At 67.0% G+C, this 18354-nt stretch carries 12 protein-coding genes; 5 read left to right on the top strand and 7 right to left on the bottom strand.

The window, feature by feature from the left end; all coding sequences use genetic code 11:
* Positions 1–268 precede the first annotated feature (268 nt).
* Both CYFUS_RS13360 and CYFUS_RS13355 read left to right on the top strand, forming a co-directional pair.
* Positions 269–1186 (top strand): type VI immunity family protein, encoded by a 918-nt coding sequence (locus tag CYFUS_RS13360; protein WP_198316566.1) that lies wholly within the window; start codon positions 269–271, stop codon positions 1184–1186.
* A 93-nt stretch (positions 1187–1279) separates the two neighbouring features.
* Positions 1280–4711 (top strand): serine/threonine-protein kinase, encoded by a 3432-nt coding sequence (locus CYFUS_RS13355; RefSeq protein WP_095985567.1) that lies wholly within the window; start codon positions 1280–1282, stop codon positions 4709–4711.
* Between the two features lie 15 nt (positions 4712–4726).
* Here CYFUS_RS13355 and CYFUS_RS13350 read toward each other — a convergent pair whose 3' ends face one another.
* From CYFUS_RS13350 to CYFUS_RS13315, 7 genes are all read right to left on the bottom strand, one after another.
* Entirely contained in the window at positions 4727–5068 is a 342-nt protein-coding gene (locus CYFUS_RS13350) for a hypothetical protein (protein WP_157758423.1), read from the bottom strand.
* Positions 5069–5358: 290 nt separating this feature from the next.
* Entirely contained in the window at positions 5359–6642 is a 1284-nt protein-coding gene (locus tag CYFUS_RS13345; RefSeq protein ID WP_157758422.1) for a hypothetical protein, read from the bottom strand.
* Positions 6643–6790: 148 nt separating this feature from the next.
* The gene (locus CYFUS_RS53885) at positions 6791–7237 is read right to left on the bottom strand and encodes an amidohydrolase family protein (RefSeq protein ID WP_095985564.1); all 447 of its coding nucleotides are present in this window, start codon (positions 7235–7237) and stop codon (positions 6791–6793) included.
* Between the two features lie 196 nt (positions 7238–7433).
* Complete coding sequence (locus CYFUS_RS13335; protein ID WP_095985563.1) at positions 7434–9728, bottom strand: hypothetical protein; 2295 nt, start codon at positions 9726–9728, stop codon at positions 7434–7436.
* A 107-nt stretch (positions 9729–9835) separates the two neighbouring features.
* The gene (locus CYFUS_RS13330) at positions 9836–12481 is read right to left on the bottom strand and encodes a hypothetical protein (protein ID WP_157758421.1); all 2646 of its coding nucleotides are present in this window, start codon (positions 12479–12481) and stop codon (positions 9836–9838) included.
* Positions 12482–13222: 741 nt separating this feature from the next.
* Positions 13223–14815, bottom strand: coding sequence for a sigma 54-interacting transcriptional regulator (locus tag CYFUS_RS13320; protein WP_095985560.1), 1593 nt, complete (start codon positions 14813–14815; stop codon positions 13223–13225).
* Positions 14816–14902: 87 nt separating this feature from the next.
* A complete protein-coding gene (locus tag CYFUS_RS13315) occupies positions 14903–15910 on the bottom strand; it encodes a GlxA family transcriptional regulator (protein ID WP_095985559.1) in 1008 nt (335 codons plus the stop codon).
* Positions 15911–16196: 286 nt separating this feature from the next.
* On the opposite strand from CYFUS_RS13315, the gene CYFUS_RS13305 reads away from it, so the two are divergent.
* The 3 genes from CYFUS_RS13305 to CYFUS_RS13295 all read left to right on the top strand — a co-directional run bounded on the left by CYFUS_RS13305 (position 16197) and on the right by CYFUS_RS13295 (position 18129).
* Positions 16197–16916, top strand: a complete 720-nt coding sequence (locus tag CYFUS_RS13305; RefSeq protein WP_095985557.1) for an RNA methyltransferase — start codon at positions 16197–16199, stop codon at positions 16914–16916.
* Positions 16917–17063: 147 nt separating this feature from the next.
* Positions 17064–17285 carry a hypothetical protein gene (locus CYFUS_RS13300; RefSeq protein WP_232537539.1) on the top strand — a complete coding sequence of 74 codons (222 nt, stop codon included), beginning with the start codon at positions 17064–17066 and terminating at the stop codon, positions 17283–17285.
* 28 nt (positions 17286–17313) lie between these two features.
* The gene (locus CYFUS_RS13295) at positions 17314–18129 is read left to right on the top strand and encodes a pseudouridine synthase (RefSeq protein ID WP_095985556.1); all 816 of its coding nucleotides are present in this window, start codon (positions 17314–17316) and stop codon (positions 18127–18129) included.
* The last annotated feature ends 225 nt before the right edge of the window (positions 18130–18354 follow it).

Here is an 18354-nt window from a genome sequence, read left to right as displayed (position 1 = left end):
GCGGCCGGGCGCCCACACGGTGGCCAGCGGGCCACGGACGCATCCGGGGGCCAGACTGGACGGGTGAGACCTGGGGGCAACCCTAGGAGGGCACCTGGGGGGCGGTCAATGACGCCAAAGCCCCGGAAAGCTCCGCCACATGGATCGCTTCAGCATGACGCAGTGTACGTAACTGGATGGGTAGGATCCTGCGCTGCATCAACCCTCCGCCATCAGACAAAGGTATGCGGTAGCATCCCCTCATTCGATCACCCATCCGGAGTTCGACATGGTGAGCGATCGTTACCCGCGCCTCCGGAAGACCCGGCCCCATGGGCAATGCGTGCTGCGTGAGGGGCTCTTGCTCTGCTTCTTCATGAAGCGTCCCCACGAGGAACTCTCACGAGCCATCACGGCCGCCATGAACCTCTACCTCGACGCGATAAAGCCCGGCCATCTCGGTTGGTACGTGAACATGGGCGGAGACGTCGACCCGGTGGAACACAAGGGCTGGGCAGGAGCCATCCAACCCCTGAACGACGAACGCTGGGCGCGCGTCCGCGAGGACTTGAGTTCCCCCACTGGCTGCCTCATTCAATTGCAAGAACAGCCCAATGAGGCGGGAGGCTTTCACTTCGAATATCTCGGCCGGGAGCGCGATGACATCCATCTCCCGGGGTTCGTGAGCGCGGTCTCCTTCTGGCTTCCCACGGAGTACCTGGAAGCACACGGGCCCTCCCACGTGAAGGAACTGGCCAAGGCACTCGCTCGTGAACTCCCCTTCGATTCGGGTTACGCCAGCCTCGCCTTCAACTACCTCGTGGAAGCGGACTTCGTCACCCGGTTCATCCGGGAGCACTGTATGGACTACCCGGGAATGGATATCCCCCACGTGGACATCGCCATGTCCCTGGGGTCGAAGGTGAAGGGAGCCTATTGGCTGAACTTCTACGGACAGTCCCTGCTCGAACAGCTCGGTGGAAGCGAACATCTCCGAACCCGGCTGGCGCATCCCGGCATCTCCATCGAGGAGCTGGACGCGAGGAAGGTACTGGTGTCGCTGGGAGAATGGCCGGAGATGGGCGCGGCGCGGGCGTACCATCTCCTCGCACGAGCGTTGGAACCCCACCTGCATGAGGAACAACCCGGTTGGTTCGGATTCTCGCGAGACCAACTCCAGCGCTGGCAACGCCGGTTCCTCGATTGAGCCTGGAGTCAGCCCACGGCCCGATACAAGGCACGCCACCGGGCCCGTCCCGCCTGAAGCGCGTTAAGGTGCGCGGCCCATGAGGGCCCCCCTATGAATGAGGAGCATGAAGCGGAACCCCACCTGGAGGGCGCCCCAACCCTGGGGAAGCCTCCGACGAGTGAGCAGGCCACGGAGACTCCCGCCTTCCCCATCCCCGGCTGGGATCGCTACCAGAGCGTGCGCTTCCTCGGCCAGGGTGGCATGGGCCAGGTGTTCCTCGCCTATGATCCACGCCTGCGCCGCCATGCCGCCCTCAAGTTCGTCCACGGCGGTGACGCCAGGCTCACCCAGCGTCTCCTCTTCGAGGCGCGGGCCCAGGCCCGGGTCGAGCACGAGCGCGTCTGCCAAGTGTATGAGGTCGGTGAGGTCCAAGGCCGTCCGTTCATCGCCATGCAATACGTGGACGGCCAACCCCTGCATCAGCTCGCGGGCCAGCTCACCGTGGAGCAGACGGTCCTGGTGATCCGGGAGATCGCCGAGGGAGTCCACGCCGCCCACCAGGCCGGCCTCATCCACCGCGACCTCAAGCCCGGCAACATCCTCGTCGAGCGCGCCAGTGACGGCCGCCTCAAGCCGTACGTGATGGACTTCGGCCTGGCGCGAGACTGGAGGGAGCAGGGTGCCACCGCCACCGGCTCGGTGCTTGGCACTCCTCATTACATGGCCCCCGAGCAGGCCAGGGGCGAGGTGACGCGGCTGGACCGGCGCGCGGACGTCTACAGTCTGGGCGCCACGCTCTACCATCTGCTGACGAACCAGCCTCCCATTCCGGGAGACAACGCGCTGGAGGTGCTCAACCATATCGCCACCTTCGAGCCTCGCCCTCCGCGCGCGCTCAACCCGGACATCCCGGTGGACCTGGAGGCCATCACCTTCAAGTGTCTGGAGAAGGATCGCTCGGCCCGCTACGACTCGGCACGGGCTCTGGCCGAGGATCTGGACCGCTTCCTGCGTGGCGAACCCGTACGGGCGCGCCCCACCCGCCTCGGGTACCGGCTGCGCAAGCGGCTGCGCAAGCACCGGCTCGTGGTGAGCGTGTCCACCGTGGCCCTGCTGGCCGTGGTGTTCGCCCTCGGTTGGGCAGGCTTGACCCGCCAGGAGGCCGTCCAGCGCGAGCGCCTCGCGCGCCGGTTCACCGAGCGCCTGGAGCGCATCGAGTCCCTGGCCCGCTACTCCGGTCTCTCCCAGCTCCACGACATCCGCGCCGATCGCCAGGCCCTCCGCGTTCGCATGCGCGAGCTGGAGGCCGAGATCCACGAGGCCGGCGCGCTGGCCGTGGGCCCTGGCCACTATGCCCTGGGACGTGGCGCTCTGGCGCTAGGAGACGAGGCCCTGGCGCGCGAGCACCTGGAGACCGCTTGGCGCAATGGCTTCCGCGAACCCCGTGTCGCCTGGTCCCTGGCTCTCGTGATGGGGCACCTGTACCAGGATCAGCTCCAGGAGACCGAGCGCCTGCGCAACCCCGAGCAGCGAGAGTCCCGCAGGCGGGACCTCCAGCGCCAGTATCGCGATCCCGCCCTGGAATTGCTGAGCCAGAGTCAGGGCGCCGACGTCCCCTCCTCCGAGTACGTGGCGGCCTTGCTTGCCTTCCATGAGGATCGGCTGGACGACGCGCTCGCCCGGCTCGAGGCGATGAAGGACAGCCTCCCCTGGTTCTACGAGGCACCCCTGCTCCAAGGCGATATCCTCCTGGCCCGGGCCACCCGCCACTGGAACCAAGGTCACCGGGAGGAAGCACTGGCCGACTTCGAGGCCGGCCGCCGCGCCTACACCGCCGCTGCCGCCACGGGCGAGAGCGTGCCCGAGGTACACAGGGCCCTGGCGAGGCTCGAGTACACCGCGATGGAGATGGAGCTCTACGGCCAGGGTGACGTCATGCCCGCCTTCACCCGCGGGCAGGAGGCGCTCGCCCGCGCGCTCCAGGCAGACCCCGACTTCGCTCTGGCCCGGGTGCTGGAGGCGCGCTTCTACAACCGGCTGGCGGAGTACCGCATGAGCCGGGGAAGCGACGTGGAGGAGATCCTCGGCAAGGCCCTCTCCGCCGCACGCACCGCCATGCGCCAGGTGCCCGAGCCGCCCAGGGCTCGGATGGAGCAGGTCCATAGCCTCTGGCGCCGGGCTCGCGCCCTCCAGGCCCGAGGTCTGGACCCGAACGAGCCGCTCCGCCTGGCCGTGGAGCTGCTGGAGTCCATCCCTCCGAAGGACCAGGACTATGAGTTCCACGTCAACCGCGGCCTCGTCTTCAAGATCTGGGCGGACTACGAAGACGAGAAGGGGGAGGACTCCCTGCCTCACCGCGGTGAGGCCATCGCCTCCTACCGCGAGGCCACCCTCCTCGACGAGCGCCTGCCGGATGCGTGGATCAACCTGGGCATCGCCTACCTCTCCCGGGCCACCCACCTGCTCGCCGCCAGTCCCCTGGAGGACTTGCAGCAGGCCCAGGCCGCACTCGACACCTCTCGGAAGCTCAACCCGCGCAACTACGTGCCCTACTTCCTGGGGGGCACGCTACACCTGGAACTCGCCCGACGACACAGGAACCAGGGAGAGGACGCCCGACCCGACCTGGCCACCGCCCTGGAGTTCTTCGAGGGCGGCATCCGTATCAACGCCCGGATTCCCCAGCTCCACAACGGCAGGAGCGCGGCCCTGATCGAGCAAGCGCGGGAGGCCTGGGATCACGGTGGCGATCCCTTCCCCTGGCTCGCTCAGGCGCGGCAGGCCGCGCTGCAAGCCATTGAGGTCGCCCCCCAACAGGGCTTTGGTCAAAACAATGTCGGCGAGGCTCATGCCGAGCGCGCCACCTACCGCGACCTCTCCGGAGAAGATCCGGGCCCCGATCTCCAGGCAGCCGCGGTGGCCTACCAGCAGGCCAGCGAGCTCCTCTCCGGCGGCGCGCACTTCCCCGCCAACCTGGCCCGAGTCCACGCCAGGCGCGCGGCCTTCGAGCTGGAGCACGAGCAGGATCCACGGCGAAGCCTCGAGCGGGCGGAGGCGGCGCTGCGCCAGGCCTTCGAGCGCGGCACCAAGGAGCCCCAGGCATGGCTCACCCAGGGAGAGGTTCAGGGGCTGCGGGCCCGCTGGCGGGCTCACCAGCGGCGGGCGCGTGCCGAGGACTTCGAGGAGGCGGCCCGCTCCTTCGAGAAGGCGCTCGAGCTGGAACCCCGACGCCTGGATTACCGCGTCGCCTTTGGCCACTTCTGCCGCGAGTGGGCCTCCTGGCGGCGGGAGGCAGGACTCGATCCGCTCCCGGCCCTGAGGCGTGGCCTCACCCTGGCGAACGAGGCCCTGGCCGCGCGCCCCGATTGGGCGGACGCGCTGCTGTTGCGAGCAAGCCTGCGCGAACGGTCGGGGAGCACGGGCCTCGACCCCGAGGAGCAGCACGAAGCCCAGACGGACCTCGAGCGGGCCCTCGCGCTGAACCCTCACCTCACCGGCTGGTGGAAGCGCCGGTTTCCAAGCCGCGCGACTGCCTCTCCGTAGAGTGCAAGTCAGCCCTCACTTCGTGCCAGGCAATGGACGAGGGTCCGTGCTTACCTCCAGCGTCCCAGTCTTGGCATCCTGCTTGGGGTCCTGCTTGGGGTCCTCGCAGCCCTCGGCGTTGATGGTGTAGCGACCACCGATGAATCCTGCGATTTGGAATACCTGCCTGGACCCCTGTTCGGGTCCGATGACAACATCCACTTTCGGAGACAGCGTCCGAACAGTATCCTTTTCAGGGCCCTTGATCGTCAGGGATTTGAGCGGCCTCGGGCATTCGCTGATGATCTTGACACGGCCATTGAGGCAGAGCAGGGGCGAAGGAGCAATGTCCTTCTTCCCGATGATGATGATCGTCACTTCTTTCTCGCAGTCGGGACTCGAATGCTTCCCGCGGTTCTCCCACGTCTTGCAGGCGACGAGCCCCAAGAGAGGCAGCCCCAGGGACAATCCCAGCACCAACGAGCGGCCCAGGGGCAGCCTCACACATCGCTTCGGCCCATCCGATGATCGCTTCCGCATTGCCTTCCTCCGGCCTCTCACGGGCCCGACGTTATTCCCGGAAACAAAGTGTTGATGGTTGCCTGGAATGGTGCACGCCAGGAAGGCCCCCCAGCCCTCCCTGGAGCGCAATTCCGTACGCACCGGGCTCAGTTCAGCGAGAACCACCCATTCCAACTCCTGCTGTTGACCGCGCTCTGGATACGGTACCAGATCGCGCCATCCGAGCCCCTGGCGAAGACGAGCACCCGGGCATCCTGTTGCCGCACCACGGTGAGGGGCGAGGTATGGATTCCGCCCAGGTTGCTCCAGGTCGTCCCAAATGAGCCGTTGAGCCAATCCTGCTGGGTGTACCACATATCACCGATGGCGGCGAGGACCAACAACCGCCCGTCCTGCTGTTGGATGGCCGCCGGACCGGTCGTCAGGCCTCCGCCCAAGGAACTCCAGGTATTGCTGAACCCACTATTGAGCGAGGGCTGGACGTTGCTCCAGATGGCATTGTCGGTTCCCTTGACGAAGACCAGGAGCCGGCCATCCTGCTGAGATGCAACCGCCACCTGGCTCGTCGCAATACCCGACAGGGAAATCCAGGTGGTGCCAAACTCGCCATTGACCGTGGTCTGACTGACGTACCTCGTGGAGCCATCGGGGGCAACGGCGAAGACCAGGACCCGGCCGTCCTGCTGCGCAATGGCCACCGGCGAGCGTGCCAGGTTCCCCCCCAGGGATCCCCAGCGGTCGAACATGCCATTGAGCGAGGTCTGCATCACGAACGAGAGTTCGTTGCTGGGGTTGTTCCGGACGAAGACCAGGACCCGGCCGTCCTGCTGTTGGATGGCCATCGGGGGTCCGTAGATACTTATCCCCAAGGAAACCCAAGTACCAAATGTGCCATTGAGCGCACTCTGGGCGTACCAGAGGGTCGCGTCGGCGCCCATGGCGAAGACCAGGAGCCGGCCATCCGCCTGCCGCACCGCGGCCGGAGCGCTGGAAATGTTTCCCGGCAAGCACGTCCAGGGACCGAACGCGCCGTTAAGCACGCCCTGGGTCTTGTAGCAGAGGGTGTTGACGCTGCTCCGGGCGATCACCAGCAGACGCCCGTCCTGCTGCGACACCACCGCGGGAGCTTCATCCGCGACCACCACCAACTCGCTCCGTGCCGTGTCCAACTCTTCATCAGACAGGAATTCCTCTCCCGGCGAGCAACTCACCGCCATGAACTGAATGAGCACCAGGCATGACAGGAATGTGCAGGAACGCATCAAGGCGATCCTCCGTGACCTGGAGTGCCCCTCCTTCAACCGCGGTTCCCGAAGCTCAGCGAGCGCATTGTTCGACATGTCTTCCTCGATGCCTTGCGTGAATGGAACGGATGGCTTCCGTTGGCTGGATGTCATTTCCAGCCGCCGCGAGGAGTTTGCAGAACTCATGCCGCCCGCTGCTCCGAGGAGGGTCGGTGGTGTGTAACGAGGGCGCGTGCGTTTCCGGCACCAGCGGACGGACTTCCACGCGTGGAAACCGGACCTCCACGCGTGGAGACACGGCCCCTCTCCCACCAGCAAACCGCCTCGCCGCCGCTCAGTACTCCCTGTCGCGCTCCCGCCCTGGAATTGCCAAGCCAGGGTTGGGGCGCCGAACACCACGATGGTGACCGAGCTCCTTCAAGGCCCGCCGCAGCTCCAGGGCCGCCGTTTCGGGGTCCTGGGTGGCGAGCGCCGCGAAGCCGCCGAGCCGGTCCGGGTGGGCCTGGATGGCCCGGACCAGGGCGTCGTTGGCCTCCCGGGCGAGCCGGGCCGCATCGCTCTTGCTGTTGTCCAGCTCCTGGACGCCGGGGTCGAGCAGCGAGAGGAGCTGGTAGCGGATGCCGACCCTGTCCATCTGCACCAGCCGCCCGGCGCCGAGGTCCCCGAGCCGTTCGGCGGCGGGGTGCCCCGTCTGCTTGAACGTCTCGAGAATCGGGTTGCTCCGACTCACTGGCGCATACGTGTAGTGCTCCTCGAGGGCGATGAAGGAAAGGTGCTCCATGGCGGGACCTGGCTCTGTTTGAGGTAGCGTGGGGACAGGACCACGGTATGCGCGCAGGGGGCGTAGGCCTATGGGCGACTACTGCTTGGCGCCCGCAGCTCAGGAGCCTCTCTGACGGATGAGGAGAGCCAGGAGCATCACGGCCCAGAACACCACCCAGAAAAGCGCGCGCGTCGTCCTCTTGTTCATGGCCGCCTCATCGCCCGGCCTGTGAGAGCCAGCCCGTCAGGATCTCCCCCATCCTCCGTCCCAGCGCGAAGGCGAAGCGGAGCCGGGTGCCCTCGTCCATCCTGGCCGAGAGTTCGTGCTCCTGCATCACGCTCTCGTCAGACAGCATCCGGACATCCACGAACAGCTCGCCCGCCGCCACTCCGTCCACCGCGTGGACCCTGGCCCGCAGGCGCCTGTAGGAAGGATTCAGGGGGTTGGGAAGATGGGCCTCGGCGGAGTACAGGGGCCTGTCCTTGAACGCGGGGTACAGCTCGAACAGGAGCTTCCCGGGCGTCTTTCCCTCTTCCCAGCGGTTCTCGAGCAGGACCCTGCGGTCGAAGTGACGGACGAACGGGGTGTTGGCGCGCCCTCCTCTGTCATCGACGGTGTGCGTCTCCAGGGCCCGGCCCTCCACCATCGGTTTCACGACCAGCCGGAGGGTTCCCACGTGGCTCAGCGCCTGCGTGGGGTGGAACCGGAGATCATGAACGGTCACGGCCATCCGATTGCCCGGCGTGGCTGGGAACTGGCGATGCGGGTGCTGCGCCGCCCGCTCGAGCTCCTCCGCCATCGCCGAGGCGAACATCTCGTAGAAGCTTCCCACGACCCAGTCGTAGCGGCCTTCCGGCGTCACGAAGGTCCGCATCGCACCCGCCACGTGGGACTCGAGCGAGCCTCCGAGGAGCGTGCCGCCCGTCGCATCGTGGAAGCTCCCCCCTGAGAGCGCCTCGTGCAGGAGCCCTGTCGTGATGACCCTACGGAACCGCTCCAGGAACGCCATGTACTCCGCCCTGCTGGTGCCATGGAAGTGCTTCCTCAGCGCGGGGGTGACCTCCTTCAGCATCTCCAGCACGGCCACCGTGGCGTGGGGCGCCCGGGACATGATGGGAAGCTCCGAGGCCACCACGAAGAGCCCCTCGCCGGTGCCCACCACGTAGGGGAATTCGCCCGTGCTGTCGGGCGTCAGGATCAGATCGTACAGCAACTCGTCGCTGTCCCCGGTGGCCTCGTGCTTCGCGATCGTCTTCACCTCCACGGTTTCGGTCCTGGAGGGCTCGTCCCGCTTCACGCCGACGAGCTTTGTTCCCACTTCCAAGGCTCCCACTCCTCCTTGGGCCAGCGTGGGCACCCAGTGGTTCAAGCCCTGGGGATCAACGGCCAGCAGCCGCGTTCCCAGCTCCGCGCGCACCCCGGATAGAAAGGGATGCGTCTCGGTGAAGGAGAACGCCTGCCCATTGACGGAGTACGACATCCGCCCCTTGCGCAGCGGTGTCGAGACGAACGCCACCTCCCGGGGCCCCTGAGGAGAGGCCACCTTGTCGCCGGACCGGACCTGCTCGATCGGCTTGAGGGACAGATCCTCCATGAGGACGAGCGTTCCCTTTCCGAAGCAACTGCCTCCGCTGGGGCTGCTCCGGAACCCGTTGCCTGGCATGCCGTTCGCCGTGAACTCAAAGGAGTTCTCTTCCTCCATGGAAGAGCCCCAACCCGTCGGGGACGGCTGGTACTCACTTTTCAGGATTCCGTTCTTGGCCGCGGAGTCGATATCTCCGTGATCGAGCTGCGGGTGGTTCTGCATATAGAAGGTGTAGGAGCGCCACGCGCTCTGGCTGACGTTGCCTGGCACGGGAAGCCCCAGGGACTTCAGCTGGCCGATGAGGTCATCGATCTCCTGGGGGCTGGAGCCCAGAGCCAGGAGCTTGATGTAGTGGTGGAACATCTCCCAGTCCGGGTTCTTCCACTGCCCTTCTGAGTACCAAAGCGCGTGGATGTTCACGCCGTCCTTGAGAGCCTGGATGTACTGGGCCCGGGCCGTGTTCTTGTTCACCTTGCTCAGGGGCACGCTGAAGTCGGTGAACACCTGGGAGAACACATAGCTGTAGAAGCCCGACGAGCTGTTCTTGAGCAATTGGTTATGTGCGTTGACGGCGTTGTTGATGTCGTCGTGCTTGAGCTGGGGATGGAGCTGATGGGTGAGCGCATCCATGGACTGGCAGAGCACGGCGACGGCGAAGTCCGACCAGAAGCCATCGTCGAGCCCCGTGAGCCGGGAAACGTCCGGCGCGAAGCGGACGGCACTCCAGCGAGGAAAGAAGATGTCGATGAACCGGTCTCCCATGCCGTAGTGCTTGGAGTGTCTGCCGGGAGTCGCTCCCTTCAGGCGGTTGACATAGATGTCGTGCACCTGGTCACCGACGGAGAAGTCTGGCAGCGCGAGCAACATCTCCTTGATCGGATCCTCTACGGCGAGGCGGCTCAGGAGCTTGATATTCGATGGCATGGCCTCCCACTTTCATGAACCACGTGTCAGATGAATCGAAAAGGGCCCGGGCCCGACCATGAACCTGGCCAGGTCCGGGCGAATGAGGGTGACGACGCCTGACCGAACTAGGCGAGGACGAAACCCGCCGCCTTCAGGGGGCCATCCACGAACTGCTGCACCGGATCCGGGGGAGGGGGAGGCGGGTCGATGATGTTCCAGATCAACTGGACCGCCGCGACGATGAGGCCGACCACCGCGACCGCGATGCCCAGGGGGCCCGCCCAGGCGAAGCTCGCCAGCTCGAAGCCCAGCAGGACCGCGCCCGCCAACGCGAAGAACGTGTTGAGCGACTCGAAGACGATATCCCTCGTGTCGCCGCTCTTGATCGCCTTGTACAGGTCGAAGGCGGAGAGCGCGATGCCCACGAGCGCGATCGCCGGCCCCAGGCGCTCCGCGAAGAACTCCGCGGAGTTCTTGCCAAAGATCCGCATCGCCCAGCCCTCGGCGACCACGCCATCCTCCGAGAACCACTTGGTGAGGTCCTTGGCGAAGTTGTCCAGCCTGGCCACACCCGTGTTGACACGGGCGTGAATCCAGTCCCCGATCCCCGTCGCCAGGAGTTTCTCGATGCCCTTCACGAAGAACCCCGTGGCGAGCAGCGCCAGGTTGATGTCCTCGATGGGCGTCAGCCCCTCACCATCCACGATCTTGTAGATCAGGTACCCCGCCGCCGCCCCGTAGAGCACGGCGCCGAACACCTTTCCGCCGATGTCCTTGAAGTTCTCCCACCGCCGCTGCGCATCGGTCCGGCCAACCATCCGGAAGAACTCGCCGGCGGCCTCGTAGACGTCCTGGCCCGCGGCAACGAGCGGCTTGCCATTGTTCCTCCCCGCCCACAGGTTGAGAGCGTTGACGAACTGATCCGTGAACTCCTCCATGGTGTTGAAGGTGCTCACCATCTCCTTCATCGCCTTCTGGAAAGCCTCGGCATTCTTCTTGAGCATCTCGTCGCTGAAATCGGACGTCTTGCCATCCAGCATGTTCTGGATTGCCTGTTTGAGATAGGGAATGATCTCCTGATCCCAGGCCATCTTGTTGAAGTTACTGCCGATGATGACGGCGAACATCGTCGTCAGCATCTTCTGGGGACGCTCCTGGTCGTCCGGGTCCAGCACGGACAGCTGCACATTCCACTCGTACATCTGCTGACGGACGTTCTTGAACTGCTGGTTGGCCACCTGCACCGCCCAGACATTCAGGAACTCGGCGGAGGTGAGCTGCTCATAGAGCTTCTGCGCCCACTGCTTCGGATTGTTCTCCAGGTAGGGCTGAATCCCGGGAACGCCCACCCGATACCCCTCGGCATAGAGCGGCGAGGACTGCGCGACGTACCCCGGGTTCGTGCCCATGCTCTCCCAGGCTGCGGACAGTTTCTTCACGTCGATCCGTTTGACAATGTCCTTGTCCTTCTCCACACGGTCGAAGGCGTCATGAACCATCTGCCCCAGGTTCATGACCGCGTGCTCCTGGAAGAACTCCTTGTTGTCGTTCAGGATCTTCTGGACGCTAGGCGGCAGGGGAGGCCGGCTCCCGAAGAAGTCGTTGACCCACTGGTCGTCCAGGGCATTCACCAGCATGTCCTGGAAGTACTTCCCAGTTTGCGTCTGGGCGGTGTCCAGGATCTTGGGCTGCCCGTGCACCACGACCTCTGTGACCGAGCTCACGTTCATCAGATCCTGGACGCTCAGATCAGGACCCAGGGCGCTCGCCGCGCGCAAGGCAGAGGTGAACCCCATGGGCGCGACCATGCTCGTGGTCGAAGCCTTGTCCATCGCGATGAAGTCCTGCGGCTTCGCCACGAAACCTTGGAGGGAGGCGGTTTGCGCGCGCCCCTTCCAGTCGTAGAGATTGCCGGAGGCGTCGGTGTAGGTGCCCGCCAGGGTGTGACCGGAATAGTCGATCACGACGGTGAACTGATCTTGATCCCCGAAGGGATTGGAGCTCGGGGCCATGCTGATCGTCGTCTGCCACTGGTACGTCTTGACGACGGCCGTCCTGTCGGAGACATCCCTGCCGTCCAGCTTGAAGATCGACTTCAGGTGCCGGAGGGCCCCTTCACCGACCCACTCCGTGCCAAGCGAGAAGGTGCCGGCACTCGTGAACTCGTTCCCCGGCACGTACGCGGTCACCTGCTCGAGGTTGCGGAGCACGACATACGTCTTGCCCTCGGCCGAGGCGGTGAGCACCCAGGCGCGCTTCACCATCCGAGTCGACAGCACGGTGTCCGCGGGCAACGCGAGGGAGTTCTTCGCGAAGGCGCCGCGCACTTGCGCCAGGAGCTTGCTGTCATCCGCCTTGCCGCTGTCGAAGTCGGTCCAGAAGCTCTTGTCGAAGCTCATGCTGAAGAGCTGGGTGAGGGACCTGCGCTGGGTGTCGTAGGTCGACTCGCGCGCGTTCCCGCGCACGGGCGCGAGGGTGCCATCCGGTTTCTGGACCGTGCCGGTGAACGCGAGGTGGTCCTCGGTGAAGAAGAAGCGGCCCGACCGGTGGTCGTCCTTCTTGCCGAAGCTATAGTGAAGGCTGCCCGTGGGATTGTGGTAGTGGACGTGGTGGAGTTTCTCGCCGTTCAGGAACGCGGTGTTCTCGAAGACGGCGAGCTTGCCCTTGTCCTCCCACTGCTCACCGTTCCACTCCTGGCAATCGAACAACCTGTCCCTCAAGAGGGGAGCATTCAGGACGTTGCCGGAGGTTGAAAGCTGCATCTGCCTCATGGTGCTGCTCCTTTCAGCTAGGCGTTGATTCGATCAACTGGGCTCACCAGGACACGGACCCTTCATCGGACTGACGCACACCGACCTGCCATTCGGGCCCCAAGCCGCTGCAAATAAATAAGTTAGCCACCTTCTATTATTGGCTTCCGAGGAGGATGCTGAATGAAACTGGCTATTTTATTGATTTACAGCACCTAAGCACGCCTGGGCCTTGTAGCAGAGGGTGTTGACGCTGCCCCGGGCGATCACCATTCAGACGCCCGTCCTGCCGCGACACCACCTCGGGAGCCTCATCCGCGACCACCACCAACTCGCTCCGTGCTGTATCCCATTTGTCATCAGGCAGGAATTCCTCTCCTGGCGAGCAGCTCACCGCCATGAGCTGAATGAGCACCAGGAATGACAGGAATATGTAGGAACGCATCAAGGCGCTTCTCCGCGACCTGGAGTGCGCCTCCGTCAACCGCGGCTCCCGAAGCTCAGCGAGCGCCTTGTTCGACATTTTTCCCCTCAATGCCTTGCGTGAATGGAACGGATGGCATCCGTTGACTGGATGTCATTTCCAGCCGCCGCGAGGAGTGTGCAGAAGTCATGCCGCCCGCTGCTCCGAGGAGGGGCCGTGGTGCGTAACGAGGGCGAGTGCGTTTCCGGAACCAGCGAACGGACTTCCACGCGTGGAAACCGGACCTCCACGCGTGGAGACACGGCCCCTCTCCCACCAGCAAACCGCCTCGCCGCCGCTCAGGACTCCCTGGAGACGAGGCCCAGTTCCTTGATGCGGCGACCCAACGCCCGCCTCGACACCTGGAGGCGCCGTGTCATCGCCTCCAGGTCGCCCTGGCACTCGTGGTAGCAGCGGATGATTTCCTCGGCGCGCAGGCTCCCGGCGGTCCGCAGGCCCGGGCTCTTGTCGACGAGATCGTAGATGGAGGTGCGGTGGACGCCGAGCAGGTCCGCGGCCTTCTGGAAGTCCCAGTGACTCTCCCGAAGGGCGGCGAGCAGCTCGGGCTCGGTGATCTCGGAGGGCTTGCGGCGCGGCGCGGCCCTGGCCTCGGCGGCCGGGCGGGCCGCGAAGGGTCGCCCCGGGAGAGCCCCTCCGGCGGAGGCCAGCTCCCGCTCCAGCTGGGCATCGAGCAGCAGGTGTGGCCGACCTCGGCTGCCAATGACCAGCTGGCGCGTCACGTTGCGCAACTCCCGGACGTTGCCCGGCCACCGGTGGGCCACCAGCCGCGAGGCCACCAGCGCCGACAACCAGGGCTCGGCCAAGGCATCCTCGGGCTTCAAACGCCAGACCTCACCGAGAGCCTCCAGCTCCTCGCGGGCGAAGTGGTAGAGGAGCAGACCGATGTCCTCCCGCCGCTCTCGTAGCGGAGGCACCCGGATGGAATAGCCGGACAACCGGTGGAGGAGCGGCGCCTTGAAGCGCCCTTCCTGGATCTGCTGCTCCAGGTGCGCGTCCGTCGCCGCGAGCAGCCGCACGTCGACGGCGACGGGCGAGCGCTCGCCCACGGAGTAGAGCTCCCCCGTCTCCAGCACCCGCAGCAGCATCACCTGGACCTCGGGCGGAGCCTCGCCCACCTCGTCCAGGAACAACGTCCCTCCGTGGGCGGCCTGGAAGAAGCCTTGCTGGTCTCGCACCGCTCCGGTGAAGGCTCCCTTCCTGGCGCCGAACAGCTCCGCGGCCGCCAGTTCCCTCGGGATGGCGCCCAGGTTCACACTGACGAAGGGCTTGTCCTTGCGCGTGCTGTGGCGATGAATGGCCCGGGCGATCAGCTCCTTGCCCGAGCCCGTCTCGCCGCGAATGAGCACCGGCACGTTCAGGTCGGCGACCTGAGCGATATGCTGGCGCACCTGCTGGAGACCCGCGCTGGTGCCCACCAGGCCCAGCGCGTCCACGGCCTCCCGCGCCGGGTCCTCCGCGAGGTGCAGCAGCAGCGCCACGCGCCCGGCGAGCTCCAGCGGCACGCCCGAGGCGAGGTCCTCGGGCGAGAACTCCCATGGCCCGCGCAGCACCTGTCCCATGAGGGCCACACGGCTCTCCTCGCCCGGGTCCAACCGGATGCCCCCGTCCGAGCAGGGTGCGAAGACAATGGGCTTACGGCTCAAGAAAGGATCCGCCAGATGCATGCCCAGGGAGCCCCCAGGCGGCGAGAAGTCCGGGGCATTGCGAGAGAGGGAGACATTGCGGCCCGCGGTCAGCGCGGTCAGCAGCAACCGCTCTCCGGCGCGATGCGCCTGCGGGTGCGAGACGATGGTCAGAGCCGGGACGAGCTGGTGTCTCCGCTCCGCCTTGCGACTGTCCGGCATGTCGGCCGTGGAGATGTTCGCGATCATGTGCCCTGGTCCGCGCTCTGGCTTGCCCACCAGAGAAGCCGGAAGCAAAGCAGACTACCGACAAGACCCGGAGCGCAACCGCAACGCTCAGGAGCGCGATGAGGTGAGGTCCTCCAGCTTGCCAAGGCCGGGGAGCGTCCAGGGGTTACCAGAGGAACGCGCGGCCCGCCGAAGGGCCTGGGGAGGCTGTCCGAACAGCCGGAGGAAGGCCCGGCGCATCCGCTCCGGATCCGAGAAGCCCACCGCCTGAGCGATCTGCTCGATGGGCTCCAGCGTGGTCTCGATCAGCGCCCGGGCGGCCTCGGCGCGCAGCCGCTCCACGGCCTTGGCCGGCGTCTGTCCCGTCTCGGAGAGGAACGTCCGGCCGAACTGGCGAGGACTCAAGCCCGCTTCCCTCGCGAGCCGCTCCACCCCCAGGGGCTCATGCAGGTGCTCGCGGGCGAAGGCCAGCGCGTGGCGGATCCGATCGGACGGAGGCTCCAGTTCCAGCAGCGTCGAGAACTGCGACTGCCCTCCCGGCCGCCGATGGTAGACCACCAGCTCGCGCGCCATGGCGCGTGAGGCCTCGACTCCGTGATCCTCCTCGAGCAGCGCGAGCGCGAGATCGATGCCCGCGCTGGCTCCGGCCGAGGTCCAGATCGACTGATCCCGGATGAAGATCCGATCCTCCTCGACCCGGACGCGGGGGAAGCGGCGCTGCAGTTGCGCCGCGCAGCGCCAATGGGTGGTCGCGCGCCGGCCCTCCAGAAGACCCGCGGCGGCGAGCACGAAGGCCCCGACGCAGATGCTCGCGACCCGCCGGCAGACCCCCGCCGCCCGCCGCACGACCCCCAGCAACTCGGGCGACTCCATCGCCGTCCAGGTGCCCGGCCCCCCGACGACGACGAGCGTGTCGAACGCGCTCTCCCCCAGGGGCTTCGTCATGACCTCCAGGCCCGAGGAACTCTCCACGAGCCCTCCCCGCGCGGACACCATGTGCAGCCGGTAGGGGCTCGGTATCAGCGAGGGGGTGAGCGGCTCGAAGACCGCCGTCGGCCCGGCGAGATCCAGGTTCAAGAACCCGGGGAAGGTCAGGAAGGCGATGTCTCGAACCATGGCGGAAATCGAGGGTTCTACGTCCTTTCCGCCACGACTCTATAAGGAAGACAGTGCCTCCCACCAGGCCACGGAGACCCCGACATGGACCAGCCACTCGTCATCGTTTTTCCCCTCTACAAGCATGTGACGTACCTCGACTTCATCGGACCGCTCGAGGTGCTCGCGAAGTGCGTGGCCTTCGTCCGGAGCAAGGAGCCGCCCGAGCACCGCGCCCAGCTCCAGCGCGCGGCGGAGGCGCGCCACCGGGCCCGTCCCGCCTGGAGAGCGTTAAGGTGCGCGGCCCATGTCCCTGCCCATCCGGCTGGTGTTGATGCGCCCGCGCAACGCGGAGAACCTGGGGGCCGCCGCGCGGGCCCTGAAGAACTGCGGCCTGGCCGAGTGGACCTGGGTGAACCCCGAGGCCGAGGATCTCGCCCCCGCGCGCCGACTCGCCGTGCACGCCGAGGACGTGCTGGAGGGCTCGGGCCGGGCGGACTCGCTCGACGCGGCCGTGGCGGACTGCGTGTGGGTGGTGGGCACCAGCTCGCGCAAGGTGGAGGGCAAGCGACGCCTGTCCCCGCGCGCCGTGGGCGAGGAGCTGGTGCGGCGCGCCGCCCAGGGCCCCGTGGCGCTCGTCTTCGGGGACGAGCGCAGCGGCCTCACCAACGCCGAGGTCGAGCGCTGCCACGACCTGTCCGCCGTGCCCACCGCGCCCGAGCAGCCCTCCATCAACCTCGCCCAGGCGGTGCTGCTCTACGCCTATGAAATCCGCATGGCCACGCTCGCGGCCGCGCCGCCACCGCCCGCGCCCCTGCCCGTGGCGGCCACGGACACCGAGCTGACCCGGGTGGAGTCCGCCCTGGAGGCGGCGCTCGTGTCCGGAGGGTTCCTCGTGGACGAGCACACCCGGGGCCGCCCCGCCCTGCGCGAGCTGTTCGCCCCCCTGCGCCGCTCCCGCCTCACTCATAAGGAGGCGCGGCTGTGGCTCGCCGCCCTTCACACCCTGACCAAGCGGTTGCGCTGACCCAGGCGACCGGGCATCCGCCGTGAGGCCCCCTCCCCCACCCTCCGGAGGGCAGATCCCGACAGGAGTGTCCCGCCCGGCGCGGTCCCCCCTTCCGCCCCCGTCCCTACATTGAGGGGACATTCCATCGCGGAAAGGAGCGAACCCATGAGTCACCAGCCCGATGAACGAAGGGCCGTGAGGAACGGACCCCAGGACACCAAGGAGGACGCCCCCACGAAGGACGCAGCCCCGTGGGACTACCATCCGCACACGCCCCAGTCGGCGGAGGGACTCGACGGCGAGGAGCGTGAGGTGCCCCAGGGGGAGCCGGGCCCCACGCCGGGCTCGGCCGAGGGCGAGGACTTCGACGAGCCCTCGCGGCGCTGACGCGCCACCGCTACAGTGCCCGCGCGCCATGTCCCGAAAACCCCCGCCCCGCCACACCGCGCCGTCCCTCGCCAAGAACGCCAACCCGGGGCGCTGGGAGGGCAAGGCCAAGCCGGACTGGCTGTCCCGGGCCATCGCCCGCGCGGGGGTGATGCCCCAGGACGAGGCCCAGGAGGCCATCCAGGCGGGCCGGGTGACGGTGAATGGCCGGGTCGTCAAACAGCCCCTGGCCCCCGTGCCCTCCGGAGCCACGGTGCGCGTGGACGGCGTGGCCCTGCCCACGGCGGCGCCCACCCGGGTGCTCGCCTTCCACAAGCCCGCGGAGCTGCTCACCTCCACCGTGGGCCAGCACCGCGTGGGCACCGTCTACGAGGTGCTCCTGCCCCAACTGCCGCCGGACCTGGCCCGCTTCACCTGGCACGCGGTGGGGCGGCTGGATCGGGGCACCACGGGCCTGCTGCTCTTCACCAATGACGAGAAGCTCGTGGCGCACGTGACGTCCCCCGACACCCGGCTGCCCAAGCGCTACGTGGCCACCGTCTTCAGCGAGGCGGACGAGGAGAAGGTGGAGCCCCTGCGCCAGGGCCTGAAGCTGGAGGATGGGCCGGTGCGGCCGGCGACGGTACGGCTGCGCGACGCGCACACGGTGGAGGTGACCGTCACCGAGGGCCGCAACCACCAGGTCAAGCGGATGCTCGGCGCGGTGGGACTGCCCGTGCGCGCCCTTCACCGCGAGGCCGTGGGCGGGGTGGAGCTGGACGTGGCCGAGAGCGGCTTCCGGCTGCTCACCGACGCCGAGGTCGCCGAGGGCCTGCGCTACCCACCTCCTCTCGCCCCGGGGTAGGACACGGGCCCCCGCCTCTCCGCCCGTCCCCTGGACGGCCTCGGCCTCCCGAGTGGGAAGAGCGAAGTTTTCCCGTCACCCGGCCGTTACACCCCCCGATGTAGGCATCCCGCCTCCAGCAGCTCCCACCCCTGGGGGGCTTCCCCTCGGGCTCGAGAGGGAGTAGACGGCTGCCCGGCTCCATGCCGAATTGGCTGGAAACTCAAAGCTTCGGGAAGTAAGGGC

This window comes from Cystobacter fuscus (assembly GCF_002305875.1).
Lineage (GTDB): Bacteria > Myxococcota > Myxococcia > Myxococcales > Myxococcaceae > Cystobacter > Cystobacter fuscus_A.
Note: the sequence above shows the minus strand (reverse complement) of the source record. Positions and strands in the feature narration are given on the sequence as shown.

Bases quoted from the DNA above. Each gene is read 5' to 3' on its own strand.
- CYFUS_RS13360 (WP_198316566.1), top strand. From the start codon at position 269: ATGGTGAGCGATCGTTACCCGCGCCTCCGGAAGACCCGGCCCCATGGG.
- CYFUS_RS13355 (WP_095985567.1), top strand. From the start codon at position 1,280: ATGAATGAGGAGCATGAAGCGGAACCCCACCTGGAGGGCGCCCCAACC.
- CYFUS_RS13345 (WP_157758422.1), bottom strand. From the start codon at position 6,642: ATGAGTTCTGCAAACTCCTCGCGGCGGCTGGAAATGACATCCAGCCAA.
- CYFUS_RS53885 (WP_095985564.1), bottom strand. From the start codon at position 7,237: ATGGAGCACCTTTCCTTCATCGCCCTCGAGGAGCACTACACGTATGCG.
- CYFUS_RS13335 (WP_095985563.1), bottom strand. From the start codon at position 9,728: ATGCCATCGAATATCAAGCTCCTGAGCCGCCTCGCCGTAGAGGATCCG.
- CYFUS_RS13330 (WP_157758421.1), bottom strand. From the start codon at position 12,481: ATGAGGCAGATGCAGCTTTCAACCTCCGGCAACGTCCTGAATGCTCCC.
- CYFUS_RS13320 (WP_095985560.1), bottom strand. From the start codon at position 14,815: ATGATCGCGAACATCTCCACGGCCGACATGCCGGACAGTCGCAAGGCG.
- CYFUS_RS13315 (WP_095985559.1), bottom strand. From the start codon at position 15,910: ATGGTTCGAGACATCGCCTTCCTGACCTTCCCCGGGTTCTTGAACCTG.
- CYFUS_RS13305 (WP_095985557.1), top strand. From the start codon at position 16,197: ATGTCCCTGCCCATCCGGCTGGTGTTGATGCGCCCGCGCAACGCGGAG.
- CYFUS_RS13300 (WP_232537539.1), top strand. From the start codon at position 17,064: ATGAGTCACCAGCCCGATGAACGAAGGGCCGTGAGGAACGGACCCCAG.
- CYFUS_RS13295 (WP_095985556.1), top strand. From the start codon at position 17,314: ATGTCCCGAAAACCCCCGCCCCGCCACACCGCGCCGTCCCTCGCCAAG.